Raw genomic sequence first — 19,752 nt, 5'->3', positions numbered from 1 at the left:
CGGCCGAGTCGGATCCTAGGCGACCCCGGTGTGCCAACGCCGACCTCGGCCGGGATCACTGCGTCGGAGCGTGGCCGGCCGGGCGGTAGCCTACCGCGCATGTCGCCCGAGGTACGACGTCGCCGGGTTCGTGGGTGGCGCAAGGTCCGGCGGCGACTGCGTCGCCTGTTGAGAGGTCGGCGTGGGTCGCTCGTGCTCCCTGGCGTGGGGGGCGCGATCGTGCTCGGTCTGCTGTGGTCGGCCTGGCTGGGGTGGTCGACCAGCCGGGATCTCGGCGACGCGGCGGACCAGGTGGAGATCATGCAGGCCGCACTCGTGCGTGGTGACGCGGACGGAGCGCGGAACGCCCTCGCGGCGTACCGGGAGGCCGCGGAGTCTGCCGAGTCGCGCACGTCGGGCCCGACCTGGTCGGTCTTCGGGAAGGTGCCGGTGCTCGGCGATGACGCAGAGGGCGTCGCGATCGTCTCCGCGGTCCTGGCCGACATCGGGCGCGACGGCCTGCCGCCGGTGGTGGACGCCGCCGAGCTGGTCACCGCCGAGACGTTCCAGCCGACCGACAAACGCTTCCCTGTCCGGCGGATCGCCGGAATGGAGGGCCCGGCCCGCCGCAGCGAGGCAGCCTTCGACGCGGCCGCCCAGTCCCTCGGAAATGTCGACTCCTCTGGGTTCCTGGCGCCGGTCCGAGAGCAGTTCGACCGGCTCCGCACGTCGGTGACCGACGCCCGCTCGACGCTGGGCTCGACGTACCGCGCCGCCCGCCTGATCCCGCGGATGATGGGCACCGACCGGCCCCGGTACTACCTCATGGTCCTGCAGAACAACGCCGAGCTCCGCAGCGGTGGCGGGCTTCCCGGCGCCCTGTCCCTGATCGAGATGAGGAACGGCCACGTCGACATCGTCGAGCAGGCGGACATGTCCGACATCGCGAACGACACCGACCCGACGGTGGAGCTGACGAAGGAGGAGCGCCGCGTCTTCGGCGAGATCCTCGACCGCGCGGCGGTGGACGCGACGCTGACGCCCGACTTCGCCCGCGCGGCGGAGATCATCCGGGCACGCTGGGAGCGGGCGGTCGGAGGCCGCCTCGACGGGATGTTCTTCATCGACCCCGTCGCCGTGTCCTACCTGATGCGCAGCATCGGCCCGGTCCCGGTCCCGGGCCACACGCCCGTGGACGCCAACAACGTGGTGGCCGCCGTCGAGAACGAGGTCTACCAGGCCTCGTCGGACCGCGAGGTCCAGAGCAACTACCAGCAGGCTGTCTCCAAGGCGGTCTTCGACGTCTTCGCCGACGGAGCCGGCGACACCGCTGAGTCCATCCGGGGACTGGTCGCAGGCGTCATGGAGGGCCGGATCCGGATGCGCAGCTTCGACAAGGCCGAGCAGGCGGAGATCGCCGGCACCGAGATCGCGGGCGACTTCCCGCGGAAGGCCGGAGCCGAGCCTCAGGTCGGGATCTACCTCAACGACGGCGGCCCGACGAAGATGCAGTACTACCTCACCTACGACGCGGCGGTGTTCGCACGCTCGTGCATCGGCGGCCGCCAGGACGTCGCCGGCTCGATCGACCTGCACAACGACACCCCTGCCGATGTGGACACCCTGCCGCCTTCGATCACGGGGGAGGGGTACCCCGGTGTCCGGGTCGAACCCGGTGACCAGTTCCTCATCCTCTACCTGACCTCGCCGATCGGCGGCGAGATCACCGAGATCGTGATCGACGGGCAACGTGTGGCCAGCCCCGTGGTCGAGCCCTTCGCCAACCGCTCGCTCGCCCGGGTCGGCATCTACCTCGAGCCACAGTCACGGCATCGGGTGGAGTTCACGATGCGGTCGGGGCGGGGCCAACAGGGGGACGTCGATCTCAACGTGACCCCCGGAGCGTTCCCCAGCAGCTCGAACGGGAAGGCGCGCAGCGCCTGCACCGCACACTGACTGTCTTGCTATTCGGACAGCGGTCTCGACATGTGGAACCAATGGTGGTCGAACCGCCACCCGGCCCTATGGTTCTTCGCATGTCGACGACCTTGCTGCTGACCAAGCGGCGCGCGGTGGACAACTGCCGCGTCAGCTCGGCACTGTGTCGACTCTGCTGACGGGGCCCTTCTGATCCGGCCGACGTCCGAGGCCAGCGCTCCCGCCGTTGCGAGCGGAATCCCGGCGCACCTCCTCGCGTTCCACGCTGTGGCCCCAGCGTGCGCAGCTCCCCTGTGGGCTGCGCTTCGCCCTGAGTTTCGAACCTGACAGTCACCAACACTCCGAAGAGGAATCAGCATGAGCCGCGAGAACTCGCTCGTCTCGGCCCAGTGGGTCGAGGACAACCTGGACAACCCGAAGGTCGTCCTGATCGAGGTCGATGAGGACACCACGGCCTACGACAAGGGCCACATCAGGAGCGCCATCAAGCTCGACTGGACCACCGACCTGCAGGACCAGGTCCGCCGTGACTTCGTCAACAAGGAGCAGTTCGAGGCGCTGCTGTCCGAGCGCGGCGTCGCCAACGACGACACCGTCGTCCTGTACGGCGGCAACAACAACTGGTTCGCGGCCTACGCCTACTGGTACTTCAAGCTCTACGGCCACCAGGACGTCAAGCTGCTCGACGGCGGCCGCAAGAAGTGGGAGCTGGACAGCCGTGAGCTGACCGACGAGCTCCCGACCCGCGCGAAGACCAGCTACACCGCCACCGAGCAGGACCTCTCGATCCGCGCGTTCCGCGACGAGACCGTCGAGGCGATCGGCACGAAGAACCTCGTCGACGTCCGTAGCCCCGACGAGTTCGCCGGCCGCCTGCTGGCACCGGCGCACCTTCCGCAGGAGCAGGCGCAGCGCGCGGGCCACATCCCGACCGCTGCCAACGTCCCGTGGAGCAAGGCCGCGAACGACGACGGCACCTTCAAGTCCGACGAGGACCTGAAGCAGATCTACACCGAGGCCGGTGTGGACTGGAGCAAGGACACCATCGCGTACTGCCGCATCGGCGAGCGCTCCTCGCACACGTGGTTCGTGCTCAAGGAGCTCCTCGGCCAGGAGAACGTCAAGAACTACGACGGCTCGTGGACCGAGTACGGCTCCCTCGTCGGCGTTCCCGTGGCCCTTGGCGACGAGCCGGGTGAGGCCTGATGTGCGGCGCGACCGTCGGCGGGCTCTCGCTCGACGGCGTGAACGTCGCCAAGGAAGCAGTCATCCAGGGTCAGGTCGTCCGCGGCTCCGGTGACGACGCGGCCCCGGTCTCGGGCGCCTACGTCCGGCTGCTCGACAGGACCGGCGAGTTCACGGCCGAGGTCCCGACCTCCGCCACCGGCCACTTCCGGTTCTTCGCCGGGGACGGCGAGTGGACCCTTCGAACGCTGGCCCCCAAGGCCGAGCCCGTCGACCGCGTCGTCCAGGCCCAGACGGGCTCGGTCGCCGAGGTCACCATCTCCATCTGACGAACGATGAGCAGCGACGGCGGTCCCCGGAATCCGAGGGCCGCCGTCGGTGTTCTGGTCTGAGATGTCTCCCGGAATCGTGGTCCTCGCGCTGGCCGTGCTCGTCGCGGTCGGCTTCGGCCTGCACCGACGCCGGGTGGACGGCCGCTTCGCCGACGGGTCGAGTACGACGACCACGTGGTCGAGCCTGGCCGCCGTGATGCCGCACGCACGGCTGGGGGAGCGGGCCACCCTGGTGCAGTTCTCGAGTGCGTTCTGCGCGCCCTGCCGGACGACCCGGGTGGTGCTCGGTGACGTGGCCGACCGGGTCGACGGCGTCGTACACCTGGAGGTCGACGCCGAGGAGCACCTCGACGTCGTGCGTGAGCTCGACGTCCGCCGTACTCCGACGACGCTGATCCTCGATGCGACCGGCGCCGAGATCACCCGCGCCGCCGGAGCGCCCCGCCGCGAGCAGGTCCTCGCGGCACTACCCACTCTGAGCCAGGAGTTCTGATGACCGGGATCGATCCGCGCGGCCCGCGCTTCACCGCCACCGCCACCCTGGTGGTCTTCGCGGTCGCACTCGTGCTCTCCGACGCGGCCCCGGCAGCGGCAGCGGTGCTCACGGGAGCCCAGGCCGTGCTCTTCGCGATCGGCGCGGGTCTGGGCGTCCAGATGACGCCGACCGGCTTGCTCTTCCGCTCGGCGATCCGGCCCCGGCTGGCGCCGCCCTCGCACCTCGAGGACCCGACCCCTCCGCGCTTCGCGCAGGCCGTCGGCCTGGTGTTCGCGGTCGTCGCGACCGTCGGCTTCGCGTCGGGCGCCGTCCTGGTCGGCCAGGTCGCCTCCGGTCTCGCGTTCGCGGCCGCCTTCCTCAACGCCGCCTTCGCGTTCTGCCTCGGCTGCGAGATGTACCTGCTCGGACTGCGGGTCACCGGCCGCGCCTCCTGAGCTACGGCGTCTCCAGCAGCACCGTGAACGGCCCGTCGTTCACCGACGAGACCTCCATGTGCTCGCCGAACAGGCCACGCTGCACACGGGTCCCGGCGGCCTCGAGAGCAGAGCACACCGCCTCGTAGAGCGGTTCGCTCACCGCGGAGGGTGCCGCGGCGATCCAGGTGGGTCGGCGGCCCTTGCGTGCGTCGCCGTACAGGGTGAACTGGGAGACGACCAGCACGGGCGCGCCGGTCTCACCCACCGACCTCTCGTCGTCGAGCATCCGCAGGTCGCGGATCTTCCGCACCATCCAGGCGACCTCGGCATCACCGTCGGCGTGGGTGACGCCGAGGTAGACCAGCAGGCCCGGTTCGTGGATCGACCCGACGACGGATCCGTCGACCACCACCGATGCCGACGACACGCGCTGCAGCACGGCCCGCATCAGCGGGCCGCCGTCGCAGGAACCCGGGAGCGCTCCGGGCTCATCAGTACACGAGCGCCTGCACGCCGTCGCCGAGGACCTCCTCGACGAACACCGGCGCGCCTGCGATCCGCGCGCCCGGCACCAGGTCCGCCTCGCCGAGCGACCGGCGGGCAGCGCACTGCGCGCAGACGGTCACCGTGCCCAACGTCAGGACGGCCTCCAGCAGGTCGGCCAGGGGAGCCGCCAGCGGCAGCTGCAGCTCGGCGGCGCGGCCGGGCACCGCGAGCCACGCGGCCTCGCCGGTCAGCCACAGCGACACCGGCATCCCGGACGCCGCCGCCGTCGCCGCCACGGTGAAGCCCTGGTTGCACCGCTCCGGCTCCTCGATCCCGCAGGTGACCTTCACAACGAGCTGGCGCGCCATAGGTACACCCTAGGCCGAACTAGACTCTTTCCTCGTGGCCTTCCATCTCCCCGAGAACCTCCACCCCGACTGCGGCCCGATCGCCTGGATGCTCGGGACCTGGCGCGGCAACGGCCACGGCGACTACCCGACGATCGAGAAGTTCCAGTTCGGGCAGGAGCTGATCTTCACCCACGACGGCCGCCCGTTCTTCCACTACATGGCCCGCGCGTGGGAGATCGACGACCAGGGCGAGAAGGTCCGCGACCGGGCGATCGAGACCGGGTTCATCCGGGCCGTCGGGGACGGCAGGTTCGAGATCCTGCTGACCCACAACACCGGCGTCGCCGAGATCTGGCACGGCGAAGCATCCGACGGGAAGTTCGAGTGGACCACCGATGCGGTCGCGCGCACCGAGACCGCGAAGGAGTACACCGCCGGTCATCGCCTCTACGGCAACGTCGAGGGTGATCTGCTCTACGCCTTCGACATGGCCGCGATGGGTCAGCCGCTCCAACCGCACCTGTGGGCGAGGCTGAAGCGTGCCTAGCAACGGCTCGGAGGTCGAGCACGCTCAGCGCGCGTCGGGAGACCACGGCACCGACTGGCGACAGGCCCTTCGCGAGAAGGGCTACCGGCTCACGCCGCAGCGCGAGCTGATCCTGGCGGCGGTGGACGCGCTCGGCCACGCCACGCCCGACGAGGTCCTGGCGCACGTCCAGCAGCGGGCCAGCACGGTCAACGCGTCGACCGTCTACCGCACCCTCGAGGTGCTCGAGGAGCTCGGCCTGATCCGCCATGCGCACCTGAGCGACCGAGCACCGACGTACCACTCGACCCGCGGCCACGAGCACTTCCACCTCGTCTGCCGTGACTGCCGCGCCGTGACCTCGGTCGACGCGGAGGAGGCGGCGCCGTTCGTCGCCGTTCTCGAGGACAAGGGGTTCACCCCCGACCTCGGCCATCTCACGGTCTTCGGCCGGTGCGCCAGCTGCGAAGGGGACTCGGTATGACCACGGTGCTGACGTACGGCACGTTCGACCTGTTCCACATCGGCCACCTGCGCCTCATCGAGCGTCTCACCGCGATGGGCGACCGGCTGGTCGTCGGCGTCTCCACGGACGAGTTCAACGCCGGCAAGGGCAAGCGGTCGGTCGTCTCGTACGAGGATCGGGCCGCGATCGTCGCCGCCATCAAGGGCGTCGACCTGGTGATCCCCGAGCGGGCCTGGGAGCAGAAGCGGACCGACATCATCGAGCAGGGCGTGGACGTCTTCGTGATGGGCGACGACTGGAAGGGGAAGTTCGACGACCTCTCCGACGTTTGCGAGGTGCGCTACCTGCCTCGTACCTCGGGCGTCTCGAGCACGGAGATCAAGGACATGCTCCGTACCCTGGACCCGACCCACATCGAGGAGATGCAGACGGCGCTCGGCACCCTGACCCGCCTCCTCGAGCACTACCGGGACCTCACATGACACTGACCGCTGGCAGCCCCCTCCTGACGCTCCCCGGCGCCGTCGCCGGCGAGGGCATCGACGCCGGCGTCGCGGCGCATTACGGCAGCCTGTACGGCGAGCAGCGGGCACTCGCCGAAGGGCACGGCTTCGTCGACCTCTCGCATCGCGAGGTCGTCCGGATCAGCGGCCCGGACCGGCTGACCTGGCTGCACTCGCTGACCACGCAGTTCTTCGAGGGCCTCGAGCCGGGCCGGTGGGTCACCGCCCTCGTGCTCAGCCCCCAAGGACACATCGAGCACGCCTTCGCCGGTGTCGACGACGGCGAGGCGTTCGTGGGGCACACCGAGCCCGGTCGCGCCACGGCGCTGATCGGCTTCCTCGAGCGGATGAAGTTCATGAGCCGGGTGGAGATCAGCGACGTCACCGCTGAGCTCGCCGTGTGCTGGCGTCCGTCCGGCAGGTACGACCTCGTTCCTCGCGACCAGCTCGCGGCCTACGCGCAGGCGGCCGGCCCCGCGGCCGGGCTCTGGGCCTTCGAGGCGCTTCGGATCGCCCGCGGCGAGCCCAGGTTCGGCATCGACACCGACGAGCGCACCATCCCCAACGAGGTCGGTTGGCTCGACGGCGACCACGAGTGGGCGGCGGTGCACATGGACAAGGGCTGCTACCGGGGCCAGGAGACGGTTGCTCGCGTGCACAACCTCGGTCGTCCGCCACGCCGCCTGACTCTCCTGCATCTCGACGGATCGGAGAACCGGCTGCCCGCCCCGGGCCTGCCGGTCACGCTCGGCGCCGAGGGCAAGGTGGTCGGCGCCGTCGGGTCGTCGGCGCGCCACCACGAGCTCGGTCCGATCGCGCTGGCCCTGCTGAAGCGCAACGTCGACGTCGCCGCACCGCTGGAGGTGGACGGCCTTCCCGCGGCGCAGGAGGTCGTGGTCGACCCGGAGGTCGGCCTCCACTTCCGTCCTCGGCGCTGAGCCAGCTGATTCTCAGTGGTGGGGTGACCTAGGTCACCCCACCGCCGGGAGTCGGCGCCTCATGACCCTTGGTTCCTCAGTTCGGCCACGAAGCGCCGACGCCTGTGCGAAGGTCGCTTCGTCCCGGGGGTTGAATCTCGGGGCCTTGGCGCTTGTTGAGCGCCCTCGTTCGTGACAACCAAGGGGACTTACCCATGAAGAAGCTCGTTCTCGGCGTGCTCGCTGCTGCGCTGATGTCCGTCAGCCTGTCGACCGCACCCGCCCAGGCCGGCCCGTACACCGGCACCGTCGGCACCAGCGTCGCCGTCGTCGCCATCTCGAAGAACCTGCCGCGGACCGCCCACGCCGTCGCGCGCGTCCGTGTCCTCCCGAAGTCCGGCAACGCCAAGGTGCGCGCCGGCGTCGCGAAGATGATCTGCATGCGCACTACGCCCAACGGCAATGTCGTCCGCCGCGATGGGCGCCTCACGCGCTACAACGGGGACAGGCAGGGGGTTATCGGCCCGCGCCTGTACGCCCGCGCCAACTGGCGGTGCATCGTGAAGTACTACGGCAAGTCCTCGGTCTACAAGACCTCGCAGTCCGCGGCCTTCCGGGTCCGCGTCCGCTGATCCTCGCCGCGGATCCGTCCCGGCCTCACGCGCATGCCTGAGGGCCCCGAGGCACTCCTCTGGGCCCTCAGCCATGCTGTCGTAAAGTCGAGGGTATTGGCAACGATCGTCCGGAGACCTCCCTACGTTCGAACGCGGGTATCGCATGCTCCAGTCGCGCGCCTTCCGAATCTCGGTGGCTGGCGTCGCCCTGCTCGTCCTGATTCTCGGGGTGTGGGTCGCCTGGCAGGTCTCGCAGGTCAATAAGGCCCTGTCCGACGCCGTCCATCATGCGGAAGTCATCCAGGCTGCGCTCGACGACGGCGACACCGATGCGCTCGACCGTGAGCTGCCCCGCCTTCGCGAGGCGAGCGGGGACGCCACACACCGGACGTCCGGTGTGACGTGGGGCATGCTGACCAAGCTGCCGGTCTTCGGCGACGACGCCGAGGGCGTGCGGGTCACCAGTGTCGTGATCGATGACCTCGCTAATGACGGCGTCCAGCCCTTGGCCGAGGTCGCCGACCGGCTCGACGATCTCCTGCCGCGCGGTGGCTCGATCGACACCGCGCTCGCCCGCGAGCTCGCGGAGCCGGTCGCACAGGCCGAGGCGGCGTTCTCGGACGCCGAGGCGAAGCTCTACGCCCAAGACCCGTCCAGTTTCATCGGGCGGCTCAGCACCCGGTTCACAGACTTCCGGGACCAGGTCAGCAAGGCGTCGGACGCGATGGGCTCTGCCAAGGTGGCCACCGCCGTCTTGCCGGCGATGATCGGGGACGAGGGCCCGCGGCGCTACGTGCTCGTCTTCCAGAACAACGCGGAGATCCGTGGGACCGGCGGCCTCGCCGGCGCCGCCTCGTACATCGAGGCTGACGGCGGCAGGCTCGCGATCAAGCGGCACGTGCCCGGCGCTTCGTTGGGTGAGGCGCCGGCGCCGGTGCTGCCCCTCGACGATGCCGAGCGCGAGCTCTACGGCGACGTGCTCGGCACCTATTTCGTCAACGCGGGCATGACGCCGGACGTCCCTCGTGCCGCCGAGCTCATCAAGGCCCGCTGGAAGCAGGAGTTTCCGACGGATCCCGTCGACGGGGTGCTGATGATCGACGCCGTCGCCATCGGCTACCTCCTCGACGCCACCGGACCCGTCACGGTCGATGGCCTCGAGCTCACCAGCGACAACGTCGTCGACGAATTGCTGCACAAGTCATATCTGCGGCTGAAGGACCCACGAGCCCAGGACGCGTTCTTCGCGGAGGTCGCCTCCGCCGCCTTTGACGGGTTTACGAACGGGGTCGACGACTCAGTCGGTCTGGTTCGCGCCATGGCCCGGGCAACGGACGAACGCCGGGTATATGTGCACTCCTTCGATGCGGCGCTCCAGTCGGACCTGAGTGGGACAGCGATTGCCGGTGATTTCGTCGCCGACCCGGCCGTCGAGGAGCCTCAGATCGCCGTCACGCTTAACGACACCACGGGCGCCAAGATGTCTTACTTCCTGCGCTACGAGGTCGGCGTCAACGCCACCTCCTGTGTTGACGGTGTGCAGACCTTTTCCGCCAAGGCGCGTCTCCACTCGACCGCGCCGGAGAACGCAGCTGACTTGCCGGACTACGTGACGGGAGGTGGGCAGTTCGGCGTCGAGCCCGGCTCCCAGCTCCTGACGCTGCGGATCTTCGGGCCTGCCGGAGGCGCCCTCGGAGAACTCGAGTGGAACGGCGCCCCAATGGACCTGATCCGGGTCGACGAGGACAGCCGCCCGGTCGGCATGACCTACGTCGGGCTCGAGCCCGGCCAGACTGTTGACCTCGCCTGGACCATGAGGAGCGGGGAGGGGCAGACCGGCGACACCTCCGTTGCAGTCACTCCCACGATCCAAAAGACTGACAACGCACGGACGTTGAACAGCGCCTGCCATGCTGAGGGGAACTAGAGATGTGCTACTCGGGAGCGGCTCATGGAGCTTCGTGACTACCTGAAGATCCTCCGGCGCCGCTGGCTCTCCATCCTCGTGATCGCCGCCATCTGCGGAGGTCTCGCCGCGCTCGTCACAGCGCTGCAGACACCCCAGTACGCCTCCAGTGCGCGGCTGTTCGTCTCGACGTCGCAAACCGACGACGCCCAGCTCTTCCAAGGCGGCCAGTTCTCAGCACAGCGTGTGAAGTCCTACGCTGACCTGATCACGAGTCGAGAGCTTGCCGACCGCGTGATCGCGGACACCGGTCTTGAAATCGAGCCTGGTGACCTCTCCGCGAAGGTCTCCGCCCAGGCGGTGCTCGAGACAGTGAACCTCGAGATCACCGCCACCGACCCCGATGCGCATCGTGCGCAGCGCATTGCGCAGTCCTACGCCGAGCAACTTCGCGATCTGGTTCGCGAACTCGAGACGCCCAGTGGACAGGCGGAGGCGCCGATCAAGGCGACGATCGTCGACGCCGCCTCGTTCTCCGAGGATCCCGTCTCGCCGCAGCCGGTGCGCAACATCGGCCTGGGAGTTGTGGCCGGTCTCGTATTGGGCTTTGGCGCAGCGGTAGTCAGGGAGCTGGTTGACACCCGGATCACGTCATCGGAGGACGTTACCGCCGTCACCGACCTGCCGATGCTCGGCGCGATCATCAACGACCCCACGGCGGTGAAGACGCCACTGCTGACCCAGATTCCCGCACACTCGCCGCGCGCGGAATCCTTCCGTGTGTTGCGCACGAACCTGCAATTTGTCGACGTCGATCGAAACCACAAGGTTTTTGTCGTCACCTCGGCGCTACCAGGGGAGGGCAAGACATCAACTGCCGTCAACCTGGCGCTGAGCCTTGTCCAGGGCGGCTGCCGCACGATGCTGATCGAATGCGACCTGCGTCGCCCTAAGGCGGCGGGCCGCCTTGGCCTCGACAGCGCCATCGGCGTCACCAGCATTCTCGTCGGCCGTGTGAAGGCCGAGGAGGCCGTGCAGATCCATGATGACTCCGGGCTCTCCTTCATCGCCGCCGGTCCAGTCCCGCCCAATCCGGCCGAACTGCTCCAGTCCCATGCGATGGCAGAGCTCCTGCGTATCGCTCGCGACGAGTACGACGTCGTACTGCTCGACGCTCCGCCGTTGCTTCCGGTCACGGACGCTGCCGTGCTGTCTGCCCGGGCCGACGGTGCGTTACTGGTGGTCAGCCACGGCACGGTTACGCGGGAGCAGGTGCGCCATTCGCTCGAGCGACTCGAGCAAGTCGATGCCGGGGTGGTTGGAATCGTGCTAAATAAGGTCCCAGGCAAGGGCAGCGCTTACGGTTACGGATATGGGTATGGGTATGCCCCTAACAAAAACGCTGAAGCAGCAGACCATGGTTGAGCCCTTCGGTCGAATGGCGATCGCTCATGAATGGGTGTCTGCGCGGGCAGGAAGCGAAAAGGTTTTCGAAGAACTCGCAAGGGTCTTCACCGAAGCCGACTTATATGCCTTGACCATGACGCCGGGAGTCGAGCTCGACACTGATGCGCGTGATATTCGCACGACCATTCTCGACCGGCTCGGAACGTTGAGAGATCGCCGAGACCTCCTCCTGCCGGTGATGCCCCTGGCCTGGCGAGTGATGGCAACGAACGAGCGCTATGACACAGTCATTACATCCAGCCACGCATGTGCCAAGGGCTTCCGACCGGCCCGGGCGGCCCGTCACCTCTGCTATGTCCACGCACCAATGCGCTACGTGTGGAATCCCGAGATCGACAACCGAGGTGCGAGGAAGGTTGCCGCGCCAATACGTGTGGCGCTTCGCCGCTGGGATCGGAACTCCGTGCGCTGGGTCGACAGTTTCGCGGCAAACTCGTCGGCCGTCGCTGACCGGATTCAGCGCTTTTACGGCCGCCAGGCTCGGATTATTCATCCCCCAGTGGACACCTCGTTTTTTGCTGCGGCGCCGGTCGAGTCCCGCGACGGGCTTGTCACACTTGGGCGGTTGATCCCCTACAAGGGCCATGACATCGCGATCAAAATAGCGGCGCGACTAAATCTGCGGATCAAAGTGGTCGGTCGCGGCCCCGACGAGATGCGATTGCGACGTTTGGCGTCCGACGTGGGCGCGAAGGCTGACTTCATCGTGGATGCCAACGACGAGGAGGTCCGCGCCGCCGTGGCATCTTCCGTTGCGCTAATTTTTGCCGCGGTCGAGGACTTTGGCATTGTCCCTGTCGAGGCACAGGCAGCGGGCACCCCGGTGGTGGGCCCTGGCCTCGGCGGGCTTCGAGACACGGTGCTCGAAGGTCAGACCGGCGTCTTCGCTGACGACTCGAGTGTGGACGCCGTTGAGAGGGCGTTGCTTCGTCTGCTCGACAGCGAGTTCTCCGATGTTCGCTGTCGTGAGCACGCTGCCCGATTCGGCATCGAGCGATTCCGCAGCGAGGTACTTGAGTGGGTTGCGGCGACGGCTGGCGGCGCATGAGCTTGCATGTGACCTTTGTGTTGCCAGGTCCTGCGCGAAGGCCGGGTGGCGGGCACAAGATCGTCTACCAATACGCGAATGCCCTCGTATCAGTCGGAGCTCGGGTCACCGTCCTCCACCTGCGACCAGATCGCGGCCCAGTGACGCGCGTGCGCCGGCTCGTCCGCACGAGTTCCTATGCCGTGGCTCGGCACTGGCGACCGAACTGGTTCGAGCTCGATCCTCGAGTAGTGGTTCAAAACTGGCCCCGTCAGGCGCCGCGGTATGTGCCCGACGACACTGATCTTGTGATAGCGACATCAGTCCTAACTGCCCACTTCGTGTCTAGGTGCGCCGCGTCACGAGGTATCCGCGCCATGTATCTCATTCAACATTTCGAGGATTGGACTGCGACCAAGGATTTCGTCGAAGAAACCTGGGCGTTGCCCATGGAACGTGTCGTAGTCTCGGGTTGGCTGCTCCGAATCGCCGTCGACCTCAAATTGAGCGCAACGCTGATCCGCAATGGCGTAGACGGGCGAGAATTTCCGCCCGGACCGCCCGTGACGGAGCGCAGACCATCCGTTTTAGCGCTTGTGTCTGATCAGCCCTGGAAGCGCACCGACGTTGTTGCGGAGGTTTATCGAGATTTGGAGGGCAGTCGTCGAGATGTTCGACTGGCCGCCTTTGGCACCTGCCCTAGGCCCAAGTCTCTTCCGCGCGGCGTTCGTTACTACCGGGACCCGTCGCGTTCGCAACTCTCCACGTTGTATCGGAACTCGGCTATCTATCTGTGCGCGAGTGATCATGAGGGTTTCGGATTGCCCGTCGCGGAGGCAATGGCTAGCGGAGCGGCCGTCGTGTCGACATTAAACGGGGGTGTCCCGGACTTCGCGGGGGACGGTTTTAATTTTCAAAAGCCCGGAGACACTGCGGGCATCCTTGGGGAAATCCATCGCCTCCTCGATGACCCCGTTGCCCTCTCCAAGACCGCACTTGACGGGCAAGTCGTTGCGGCTGGCATGTCATTGTCCCGTTCGGCGGCGGCCTTCGTGAATGCCTGCATGGGTTAGACCGGTGGTTAACACTGACGAAATGAACAGGGTTGTTCGACTCATGCTTGGTTTCGGCGCACTGCCCTTTCTTTCGGCGGTTGCGCCGCTCCTCCTGCTGCCCATTATTGCTCGGATCGGTGGCCCGGCGGGTTGGATTGCTATCCTTACTGGTCAAGCTCTAGGGTCATTCGCGGGTGTCCTGATCATGGCCGGTTGGACCATTCACGGTCAGGCGCGAGTTGCTGCCTCGCCTACAGGCCGGGCGCGGCACCGCATTTATGCCGCCGCGCTTCAAAGGCGAGTGAAAGCGGCGCTGGTAGTACTTCCCTGCGGGTGCCTCCTGACCGCCATGGTGGTCGATGAATATGACGTTGACGCGCTGCTGATGTTCGTGGCCATGGCGATGTCAGGTCTCTCCCTCACCTGGTTCGCGACCGGTGCGGGGCGTCCTTCGTGGATAGTCCTGTACGAGGCAGGTCCCCGGCTGGTCGCTGTGGCTCTTTCCGCCGCCTCAATCGTCGCCACCGGCCAGCTGTGGATCTACCCTGTGCTTCTGATCGTAGCGACTGCTTTGGGCGTGACTTCGTTCCACCGTGCGATCATGGGGCAACTGTGGCCGCGTTACGAACGCGGGGATCGTGTGGTCGCGCGAAAAGAGGACATCTACGGCGCAACGGCGAGCGTCACGGGAGCTGTGTATTCATCAGCGCCGGTGCCCGTGGCCTCTGCTGCACTCAGCGAGGCTTGGGCAGCCGGTCTTGCGTCGGCTGACCGACTGTATCGATACGCGACCCTCGTGATTGTCGCATTGGCGAACGCGTTGCAGGCATGGGTTCTGGACCCCATGGACCAGCGCCGGCGTTCTCGTGCACAGATAGCGCTCGTCATGCACACCGTTCTTGGCCTCATCGGCCTCGGCTTATTGACGCTGGTGGGTCCGACTGCCACCGCTTGGCTGTTCGGGTCAGACGTGACGGCATCACCCGGAACCTGTTGGTGGTTCGGAATGGCATTCCTTGGTATTAACATTTCGACGGCACTGATTCGGAATATTGCTATACCTACTGGAAGGAGTGGCCTCGTAGTGCTGGCCACAGTTGTGTCCGCTGTGACCGGCGTTGCCGTCATGGTGATGCAAGAGACGCCGACGGGAATCGCCATGGGGCTCGCGGCTAGTGAGGTGCTTTCTGCGGTCGTCGTCGGTGCCGGTCTACTGATGACCGCTCGACGGCAAGCCCGCACAGCTGCCGAGGAGTACACGGGGTTGACTCATTCATGACCCGCCGCAAACAGCCGACCGTCTCAGTCGCACTAGCTGCTTACAACGGCGAGCGGTTCATCCGACAGCAGGTCATCGGAATCCTCGACCAGGATCGTCCGATTGACCAACTGGTGGTCGCTGACGACGGATCAACCGACAGCACGTTGGATATCGTCAGGGATCTCGTCCGATCGCGTGGCCGAGGGACTGAGCTGGTAGTTCTTGAGCCCGGGACAGTGCCGCTCGGACCGACTGAGAACTTCGTTCGTGCAGTGCGGCGGTCGACCAGCGAGGTCGTCATCTTGGCCGATCAGGACGATATGTGGTCGGAGCGACGGGTTGCTGCGGCCCTGGCCCACTTTGAGCAAGACCCGGCGGCATGGATCGTTGCACACGACGCGCAGCTGATTGATGCCCGCGGTGAGAACTTGGCGATCAGCACGTTCGACTCGATGGGGGTGACCAGCGAGGAAATCCGCTTGTTGAGCAGCGCTAATGCCATGGTGGCCCTCAGCCGTCGGAACGTGTTAGCTGGCATGTCGTTCGCCCTGGATCGACGATTATTGGACACCGCGTTCCCGATCCCACCTGGTTGGATGCATGATTACTGGCTCGCCTGCTGGGCTGGAGCACGCGGACGCCTGCGGGTGGTCGCAGACCCCTCGGTGCTCTTCTACCGGCAACACGACCAGAACGTCTATGGCGCCGGCTCGCGTCGTCTGCGCATTCGTGCGCGCCGTCTGCTGACGACAGAAAGCGACGCAACGGTGATGCGAGATCGATTCGAGGCGCTGGTGCAACGGCTTGAGGCCTGCGACGACGTCGATGAGGGGATCGTCGACTTGGTCCGCGGCAAGCGTGACTTCGAGAGAATCCGCGCGGGAATGCCCGCGGCCCCCGCTGCACGGTTCGTGGGCGTGGCGCGGCAGGCGGCGGCGGGCAAGTATGCACAGTACGGCTCCAACGGGACGTGGAACATGATCCGCGACGTCATTCATCCCCCTAAGACCGAAGGCACAGGAGCACCCGATGAGTGACCTGCTGGTGTTCGTCGACCCCAAGCGCGGACGCGGCGGCGGGCAGGTGGTTTTGGAGGGCCTGATGCGGCTGTGCGCTGGGCGGATCGACACCGCCCTGGTGATGCCGCCCGAGGGGCGAAGCTCGATTGCTGTTCCCTCCAATGTTCAGGAGTTCTCCTCGCTGACCGATTGCATCCGCACCGTGCGCGGACGGCGCGTGCGTCTCGTCGCCAACGCCAATGCCGTGTTTCCTCGCGTAGCGCTAGCTGCGCGCAAGTTGCGGGGAAAGGCTGCGTCGGTGGAATCGGTGGCGATCGTCCACAACTATCCATCGAGCCGGGCAAGGGAGGTCATGACCAAGGCGGCGCTTGCGCAGTTCGACACAGTGATCGTTGTGGAGCCTGGACTCCTAAGGCTGCGTGCCGATGCCTACGCCCCGCCATGGCTGAGCGTACCTGCGGACTTCAATGTCGTCAGAGAGCCACCGGCAGCACGAACTGGTGTGGTCAAGTCGTTCGGCCGTCCCGATCCCAGTAAAGGGCTTCACCTTCTCCCCCCAATCTTTGAGCAATTGGAGCGGCGTGGGTGGAAGGCGCAGGTGGCCCTGGGGCACGCGCTGGACGGCCGCGATCGCTATCGTGAGCGGTTGCGTGGGCGACTAGCCCCTTGGTTGGTCGAGGGGCGCCGGACGATTGACTGGGTCGAACCGGGCGATGTGTTCGTCATCCCATCCATCTCGGGTGAAGCTGCCTGCCTCACCGCGCAGGAAGCGCTAGCACGCGGCGCATTCGTAGTGGCTTCGCGAATCGGACTGATGCCGTATCTCCTTCCCGAGGGCGGGGCCATGGCGACGTTCAAGATTGGCGGCATCACGGATGCGGTAGATCGGGTTGACGAGTTTCGGCGTATGACGAGCGAGCGTTTCACCGCTGCGGGCGCGGTTGCCGTCGAGACGATCAGCAGGCGTGCAGGAGTTTGGTACGACGTCGTAGCCGATCGGTTAGCTGCGGTGGACGGCGAGCGCTGCGGTGCCTAGTCGAGGTCAGAAGCGGGTCGACCCGATCTGCGCCGTACTCATCACGCTGGTGGTGGCACGCGCGGTGGTGCCCGGAGCGGTCAACTACCTGTCGGCCACCCACCTGAGCCTCTACGTCTCGGACGTTAGTGTTCAGACGCCCGCGGCTGGTACCGCAGCGGCGATCCTCACCATCCTGCTCGGTTTGGGCGTGGTTGGGGCCTTGGCAAGGGCACCGCGCGTACAGCCGGATGCGACAGGGCTAATAGTCTTCGCTGGCCTTTTGGCGTTGCCGCTGTTGCATCCATCGGCCGTCGGCCGGAACCAGGTGGTGGAGTTACTGCTCACGCTCGGGGTCGCTTGTGCGTTGTGGCGTCGCGGCGCTGGTAGACCGGAACTTGCGTATCTCGGAGCGCTTGCGGCGATCGTCGCGGGATACGCCCTCGCCCAAGGCGTGTTATTTCCCGAGCATGCAATGTTCGCCGACCGGTTCGGCAATTTCGGCACGTCGCGAAAGGCAATCATCGGTGACGATCAGCTAGCTGGTCCTTTTGGACACTCGAACACCTTGGGAATCTACTGTGCGCTCGCAGTTCCCTTTGCGCTCACTATCTCCAGGAAGTGGGTCTGCGCTTTGTCGACGGCGACACTGACTTTAGCGGTGTTGTGGTCATCTTCGCGGAGCGCCCTGATTGCACTCGGCATCTTCTTTCTCATCGTGCTCGTCACGACTGTGACCCGTCGCTCTCGTCGATCAGCAATGAGATTGTGGGGTCTATCGGTGCTCGGGCTGACTGTCGTGGTCCCCTTCGCCACCACGGATCCCGCTGCCTTCACGCGGCGGGGAGCGATCTGGATGGGCAGCATCGAGCTTTGGCGGGAGGACTGGGTCACGGGACTGGGAACCGACACGTACGAACGTGTAGGCGCGCTTTTCAACTCGATGGGCCCCGACGCTTCGTCGGGCCACAATCTCGCCGTTGGCTCACTCGTCGTGTCAGGTCTGGCGGGCACGGTTCTGATCTACGGCTGTCTCATTGCGCTTAACGTGCGGTACGGGCGAGACCGCCCTCATGACGACGGACTGCCGGCTTTCCTCGCCATCTTCGGAACTATCTCGATCATGGAATACGTATGGGTGTTGTCGGCCGGTGGAGAGCTGTTCCCTGCAATCGGATTGCCGATGATGATTGCCTTGGTCGGAGCGGACTGGCTCAAAGGCACGGGGACCGCCGATGCAGGTGCTGAGCGGTTAAGGCTCAAGTCCGCTCGCTCGACGGAAAGCCGAGGATGACCTCAGACCCAGCTCGAAGTTAAGGTGCTCAGCGGATGCGAAAGCAGTTTTCGGGTTTCGGTGATGTCTGCCTCGAATCGAGGTTGAAGTGCAATCCGGCTGGCGTTATCAAGGGTCGGTCTCTGGGATGTCGTAAGTAGGATCCGGTCTCGGACGGCGAGTCTAGACTTCGCAGGCACTAGGCGCCGAGCGCTGATCCGGATGCGCTGACTTCGCATAATTCGTCGGGACACGTCGGACCTCGGCCGAGCGAATGCGTTGGTCGCGGCCGGCACGCCTTGAAATGAGCCGACGTCGACTTCAAGAAAATGCGCTAACGCGTCGAGCAGCGACGGCATCTGCTCCTGCAACTGTGCCGACTCGAGGACCAATATGTTTTCTCGTGGGAAGACCTCGAGGTAACGCCCCACCTGGGCTGCATACAGGCCGAGGTCGATGTAGAGGTGACATGCGGTCCCCCAGCGCCGATCCGTGCGTGCATCGTCGGCTGCAACCGCTTCGAGGAACGGGCGCGTCTCTAGCCCTTCCCGCACATCCATCAGGTAGTGCGAGAAAGCCCGCTGAACCGGATCACGCAGAAGGATTAGGATTTTCGCGCCCGGAACGTCCGCTCTGATCCGGTGAGCCGCGGCCGGATCGAAGAGATAGGACGGGCTGGCCTCGCCGCGAATTGGAGCATCGACATCGCGGAAGAGCGCGAGGTAATCCGCCTTATCTGTGATCGTGGGAATCAGGTGGCGCAACGCAGGATCGGGCTGCACCGATGAGTAATAGTGCGGTTCCTTCAAAGTCGACATCGAGATCTTGGGGTGCATGGACAGCAGTGAGTGCATCGCCGTGGTCCCCGCCTTACCGGCACCCACAATAAATAGGTTGGGCATCTGCGCCATTGGGATGCTCCGTACAGGTAGAGTGCGCGAATTCGCGCGGGTCCGACGCCTAGCAAGTTAACTGATCTCGAGGCTCTCCTCACCGCATCCTACGTGGAGGCGCCATCGGCACCGGATCCGCGGCAGTCTGAGCGCTCGCGTCATTGGCATCGATGCGGAGACATCGCTCGCCTGCCGTCCCGCAGGTGTTTCCAGTGCTCACTGCGGAAACCTAGCGTCGTTCTTGAGTTCCGCGCCGGTTTAACCCGATGGGCAGTTCTCTATCGCGGAACCGCCAGATCTCGAACCCACCGGGTTCCTCCCTCGGCCCAGCAGTTGAGCGGGGTCTGAGCAGTAGTCAGTTTTTTGGCGCCGACAGCGGTCGGGTTTCTGGCATCCCCGGAAATGCGGCCGCGCTGCGAACGAGAAACATCCGCCATTAGGACACGGCATTCTTCGCTGGGTCGTCGCCTGAACGCGCGGCCCGCGCCGGCACGCGTCGCTAAACGACTCGGTCACGGGAGAACCGTTTTCGGCAAGTGCAAGGCTAGCGATGGTCCGGGTCTGCGGTGCAGGTTTGTCGTTCAGGCTTCAAGCCGCGCGAAGAACCGCGAGAAGGTCGTTCACGGGG

Annotated in this window: 22 protein-coding genes; 19 read left to right on the top strand and 3 right to left on the bottom strand. The window is 66.1% G+C overall.

The genetic code is table 11. The features are described 5' to 3' along the window. The first annotated feature begins 99 nt into the window (after window positions 1-99). The 6 genes from E7Z54_RS10320 to E7Z54_RS10300 all read left to right on the top strand — a co-directional run bounded on the left by E7Z54_RS10320 (window position 100) and on the right by E7Z54_RS10300 (window position 4,364). Window positions 100-1,935, top strand: a complete 1,836-nt coding sequence (locus tag E7Z54_RS10320; protein ID WP_136433423.1) for a DUF4012 domain-containing protein — start codon at window positions 100-102, stop codon at window positions 1,933-1,935. A 41-nt stretch (window positions 1,936-1,976) separates the two neighbouring features. Beyond that, the gene (locus E7Z54_RS24390; RefSeq protein WP_431188803.1) at window positions 1,977-2,096 is read left to right on the top strand and encodes a putative leader peptide; all 120 of its coding nucleotides are present in this window, start codon (window positions 1,977-1,979) and stop codon (window positions 2,094-2,096) included. 178 nt (window positions 2,097-2,274) lie between these two features. After that, window positions 2,275-3,123: a sulfurtransferase gene (locus E7Z54_RS10315; RefSeq protein ID WP_136433421.1), complete on the top strand. Its 849-nt coding sequence runs from the start codon at window positions 2,275-2,277 to the stop codon at window positions 3,121-3,123. After that, complete coding sequence (locus E7Z54_RS10310; RefSeq protein WP_136433419.1) at window positions 3,123-3,431, top strand: DUF1416 domain-containing protein; 309 nt, start codon at window positions 3,123-3,125, stop codon at window positions 3,429-3,431. Before E7Z54_RS10315 ends, E7Z54_RS10310 begins: the two co-directional genes overlap by 1 nt. Before the next feature lie 49 nt (window positions 3,432-3,480). Then, a complete protein-coding gene (locus E7Z54_RS10305; protein WP_240769612.1) occupies window positions 3,481-3,927 on the top strand; it encodes a TlpA family protein disulfide reductase in 447 nt (148 codons plus the stop codon). Continuing rightward, a complete protein-coding gene (locus tag E7Z54_RS10300) occupies window positions 3,927-4,364 on the top strand; it encodes a DUF4395 domain-containing protein (RefSeq protein ID WP_136433415.1) in 438 nt (145 codons plus the stop codon). The genes E7Z54_RS10305 and E7Z54_RS10300 overlap by 1 nt, the downstream gene beginning before the upstream one ends. Window position 4,365: 1 nt before the next feature. Here the strand turns inward: E7Z54_RS10300 and dtd are convergent, their stop codons facing one another. Both dtd and E7Z54_RS10290 read right to left on the bottom strand, forming a co-directional pair. Then, window positions 4,366-4,794: a D-aminoacyl-tRNA deacylase gene (gene dtd / locus E7Z54_RS10295; protein WP_136433413.1), complete on the bottom strand. Its 429-nt coding sequence runs from the start codon at window positions 4,792-4,794 to the stop codon at window positions 4,366-4,368. Between the two features lie 43 nt (window positions 4,795-4,837). Further along, complete coding sequence (locus tag E7Z54_RS10290; RefSeq protein WP_136433412.1) at window positions 4,838-5,200, bottom strand: DsrE family protein; 363 nt, start codon at window positions 5,198-5,200, stop codon at window positions 4,838-4,840. A 34-nt stretch (window positions 5,201-5,234) separates the two neighbouring features. Here E7Z54_RS10290 and E7Z54_RS10285 point away from each other — a divergent pair, with 34 nt between their 5' ends. The 13 genes from E7Z54_RS10285 (at window position 5,235) to E7Z54_RS10225 (ending at window position 18,252) form a co-directional block, all read left to right on the top strand. Then, window positions 5,235-5,729 carry an FABP family protein gene (locus tag E7Z54_RS10285; protein ID WP_136433410.1) on the top strand — a complete coding sequence of 165 codons (495 nt, stop codon included), beginning with the start codon at window positions 5,235-5,237 and terminating at the stop codon, window positions 5,727-5,729. Continuing rightward, on the top strand, window positions 5,722-6,192 hold the full coding sequence (locus E7Z54_RS10280; RefSeq protein ID WP_136433408.1) for a Fur family transcriptional regulator: 471 nt from the start codon (window positions 5,722-5,724) through the stop codon (window positions 6,190-6,192). Before E7Z54_RS10285 ends, E7Z54_RS10280 begins: the two co-directional genes overlap by 8 nt. Further along, on the top strand, window positions 6,189-6,656 hold the full coding sequence (locus E7Z54_RS10275; protein WP_136433406.1) for an adenylyltransferase/cytidyltransferase family protein: 468 nt from the start codon (window positions 6,189-6,191) through the stop codon (window positions 6,654-6,656). The genes E7Z54_RS10280 and E7Z54_RS10275 overlap by 4 nt, the downstream gene beginning before the upstream one ends. Then, window positions 6,653-7,615: a YgfZ/GcvT domain-containing protein gene (locus tag E7Z54_RS10270; RefSeq protein WP_136433404.1), complete on the top strand. Its 963-nt coding sequence runs from the start codon at window positions 6,653-6,655 to the stop codon at window positions 7,613-7,615. Before E7Z54_RS10275 ends, E7Z54_RS10270 begins: the two co-directional genes overlap by 4 nt. Window positions 7,616-7,809: 194 nt before the next feature. Beyond that, complete coding sequence (locus E7Z54_RS10265; protein WP_136433402.1) at window positions 7,810-8,226, top strand: hypothetical protein; 417 nt, start codon at window positions 7,810-7,812, stop codon at window positions 8,224-8,226. A gap of 145 nt (window positions 8,227-8,371) precedes the next feature. Then, entirely contained in the window at window positions 8,372-10,135 is a 1,764-nt protein-coding gene (locus E7Z54_RS10260) for a DUF4012 domain-containing protein (RefSeq protein WP_136433400.1), read from the top strand. A 24-nt stretch (window positions 10,136-10,159) separates the two neighbouring features. Next, on the top strand, window positions 10,160-11,539 hold the full coding sequence (locus E7Z54_RS10255) for a polysaccharide biosynthesis tyrosine autokinase (RefSeq protein WP_136433398.1): 1,380 nt from the start codon (window positions 10,160-10,162) through the stop codon (window positions 11,537-11,539). Further along, window positions 11,532-12,629 carry a glycosyltransferase gene (locus tag E7Z54_RS10250; protein ID WP_168798264.1) on the top strand — a complete coding sequence of 366 codons (1,098 nt, stop codon included), beginning with the start codon at window positions 11,532-11,534 and terminating at the stop codon, window positions 12,627-12,629. Before E7Z54_RS10255 ends, E7Z54_RS10250 begins: the two co-directional genes overlap by 8 nt. 356 nt (window positions 12,630-12,985) lie before the next feature. After that, entirely contained in the window at window positions 12,986-13,681 is a 696-nt protein-coding gene (locus E7Z54_RS10245) for a glycosyltransferase family 4 protein (RefSeq protein WP_168798263.1), read from the top strand. A 22-nt stretch (window positions 13,682-13,703) separates the two neighbouring features. After that, on the top strand, window positions 13,704-14,942 hold the full coding sequence (locus E7Z54_RS10240) for a hypothetical protein (RefSeq protein ID WP_136433392.1): 1,239 nt from the start codon (window positions 13,704-13,706) through the stop codon (window positions 14,940-14,942). Continuing rightward, on the top strand, window positions 14,939-15,961 hold the full coding sequence (locus E7Z54_RS10235) for a glycosyltransferase (protein ID WP_136433391.1): 1,023 nt from the start codon (window positions 14,939-14,941) through the stop codon (window positions 15,959-15,961). The genes E7Z54_RS10240 and E7Z54_RS10235 overlap by 4 nt, the downstream gene beginning before the upstream one ends. After that, window positions 15,954-16,979: a glycosyltransferase gene (locus E7Z54_RS10230; protein ID WP_136433389.1), complete on the top strand. Its 1,026-nt coding sequence runs from the start codon at window positions 15,954-15,956 to the stop codon at window positions 16,977-16,979. Before E7Z54_RS10235 ends, E7Z54_RS10230 begins: the two co-directional genes overlap by 8 nt. Beyond that, on the top strand, window positions 16,972-18,252 hold the full coding sequence (locus tag E7Z54_RS10225) for an O-antigen ligase family protein (RefSeq protein WP_136433387.1): 1,281 nt from the start codon (window positions 16,972-16,974) through the stop codon (window positions 18,250-18,252). Before E7Z54_RS10230 ends, E7Z54_RS10225 begins: the two co-directional genes overlap by 8 nt. A gap of 2 nt (window positions 18,253-18,254) precedes the next feature. Here the strand turns inward: E7Z54_RS10225 and E7Z54_RS10220 are convergent, their stop codons facing one another. Next, window positions 18,255-19,142 (bottom strand): sulfotransferase family protein, encoded by an 888-nt coding sequence (locus E7Z54_RS10220; protein ID WP_136433385.1) that lies wholly within the window; start codon window positions 19,140-19,142, stop codon window positions 18,255-18,257. Between the last annotated feature and the right edge of the window lie 610 nt (window positions 19,143-19,752).

The organism is Nocardioides sp., assembly GCF_004803405.1.
Lineage (GTDB): Bacteria > Actinomycetota > Actinomycetes > Propionibacteriales > Nocardioidaceae > Nocardioides > Nocardioides vastitatis.
This window is presented reverse-complemented; position numbering and strand designations above follow the sequence as displayed.

Bases quoted from the DNA above. Each gene is read 5' to 3' on its own strand.
- dtd (WP_136433413.1), bottom strand. From the start codon at position 4,794: ATGCGGGCCGTGCTGCAGCGCGTGTCGTCGGCATCGGTGGTGGTCGAC.
- E7Z54_RS10240 (WP_136433392.1), top strand. From the start codon at position 13,704: ATGAACAGGGTTGTTCGACTCATGCTTGGTTTCGGCGCACTGCCCTTT.
- E7Z54_RS10250 (WP_168798264.1), top strand. From the start codon at position 11,532: ATGGTTGAGCCCTTCGGTCGAATGGCGATCGCTCATGAATGGGTGTCT.
- E7Z54_RS10235 (WP_136433391.1), top strand. From the start codon at position 14,939: ATGACCCGCCGCAAACAGCCGACCGTCTCAGTCGCACTAGCTGCTTAC.
- E7Z54_RS10315 (WP_136433421.1), top strand. From the start codon at position 2,275: ATGAGCCGCGAGAACTCGCTCGTCTCGGCCCAGTGGGTCGAGGACAAC.
- E7Z54_RS10220 (WP_136433385.1), bottom strand. From the start codon at position 19,142: ATGGCGCAGATGCCCAACCTATTTATTGTGGGTGCCGGTAAGGCGGGG.
- E7Z54_RS10265 (WP_136433402.1), top strand. From the start codon at position 7,810: ATGAAGAAGCTCGTTCTCGGCGTGCTCGCTGCTGCGCTGATGTCCGTC.
- E7Z54_RS10255 (WP_136433398.1), top strand. From the start codon at position 10,160: ATGGAGCTTCGTGACTACCTGAAGATCCTCCGGCGCCGCTGGCTCTCC.
- E7Z54_RS24390 (WP_431188803.1), top strand. From the start codon at position 1,977: ATGGTGGTCGAACCGCCACCCGGCCCTATGGTTCTTCGCATGTCGACG.
- E7Z54_RS10300 (WP_136433415.1), top strand. From the start codon at position 3,927: ATGACCGGGATCGATCCGCGCGGCCCGCGCTTCACCGCCACCGCCACC.
- E7Z54_RS10245 (WP_168798263.1), top strand. From the start codon at position 12,986: ATGTATCTCATTCAACATTTCGAGGATTGGACTGCGACCAAGGATTTC.
- E7Z54_RS10320 (WP_136433423.1), top strand. From the start codon at position 100: ATGTCGCCCGAGGTACGACGTCGCCGGGTTCGTGGGTGGCGCAAGGTC.
- E7Z54_RS10270 (WP_136433404.1), top strand. From the start codon at position 6,653: ATGACACTGACCGCTGGCAGCCCCCTCCTGACGCTCCCCGGCGCCGTC.
- E7Z54_RS10230 (WP_136433389.1), top strand. From the start codon at position 15,954: ATGAGTGACCTGCTGGTGTTCGTCGACCCCAAGCGCGGACGCGGCGGC.
- E7Z54_RS10260 (WP_136433400.1), top strand. From the start codon at position 8,372: ATGCTCCAGTCGCGCGCCTTCCGAATCTCGGTGGCTGGCGTCGCCCTG.
- E7Z54_RS10290 (WP_136433412.1), bottom strand. From the start codon at position 5,200: ATGGCGCGCCAGCTCGTTGTGAAGGTCACCTGCGGGATCGAGGAGCCG.
- E7Z54_RS10275 (WP_136433406.1), top strand. From the start codon at position 6,189: ATGACCACGGTGCTGACGTACGGCACGTTCGACCTGTTCCACATCGGC.
- E7Z54_RS10310 (WP_136433419.1), top strand. From the start codon at position 3,123: ATGTGCGGCGCGACCGTCGGCGGGCTCTCGCTCGACGGCGTGAACGTC.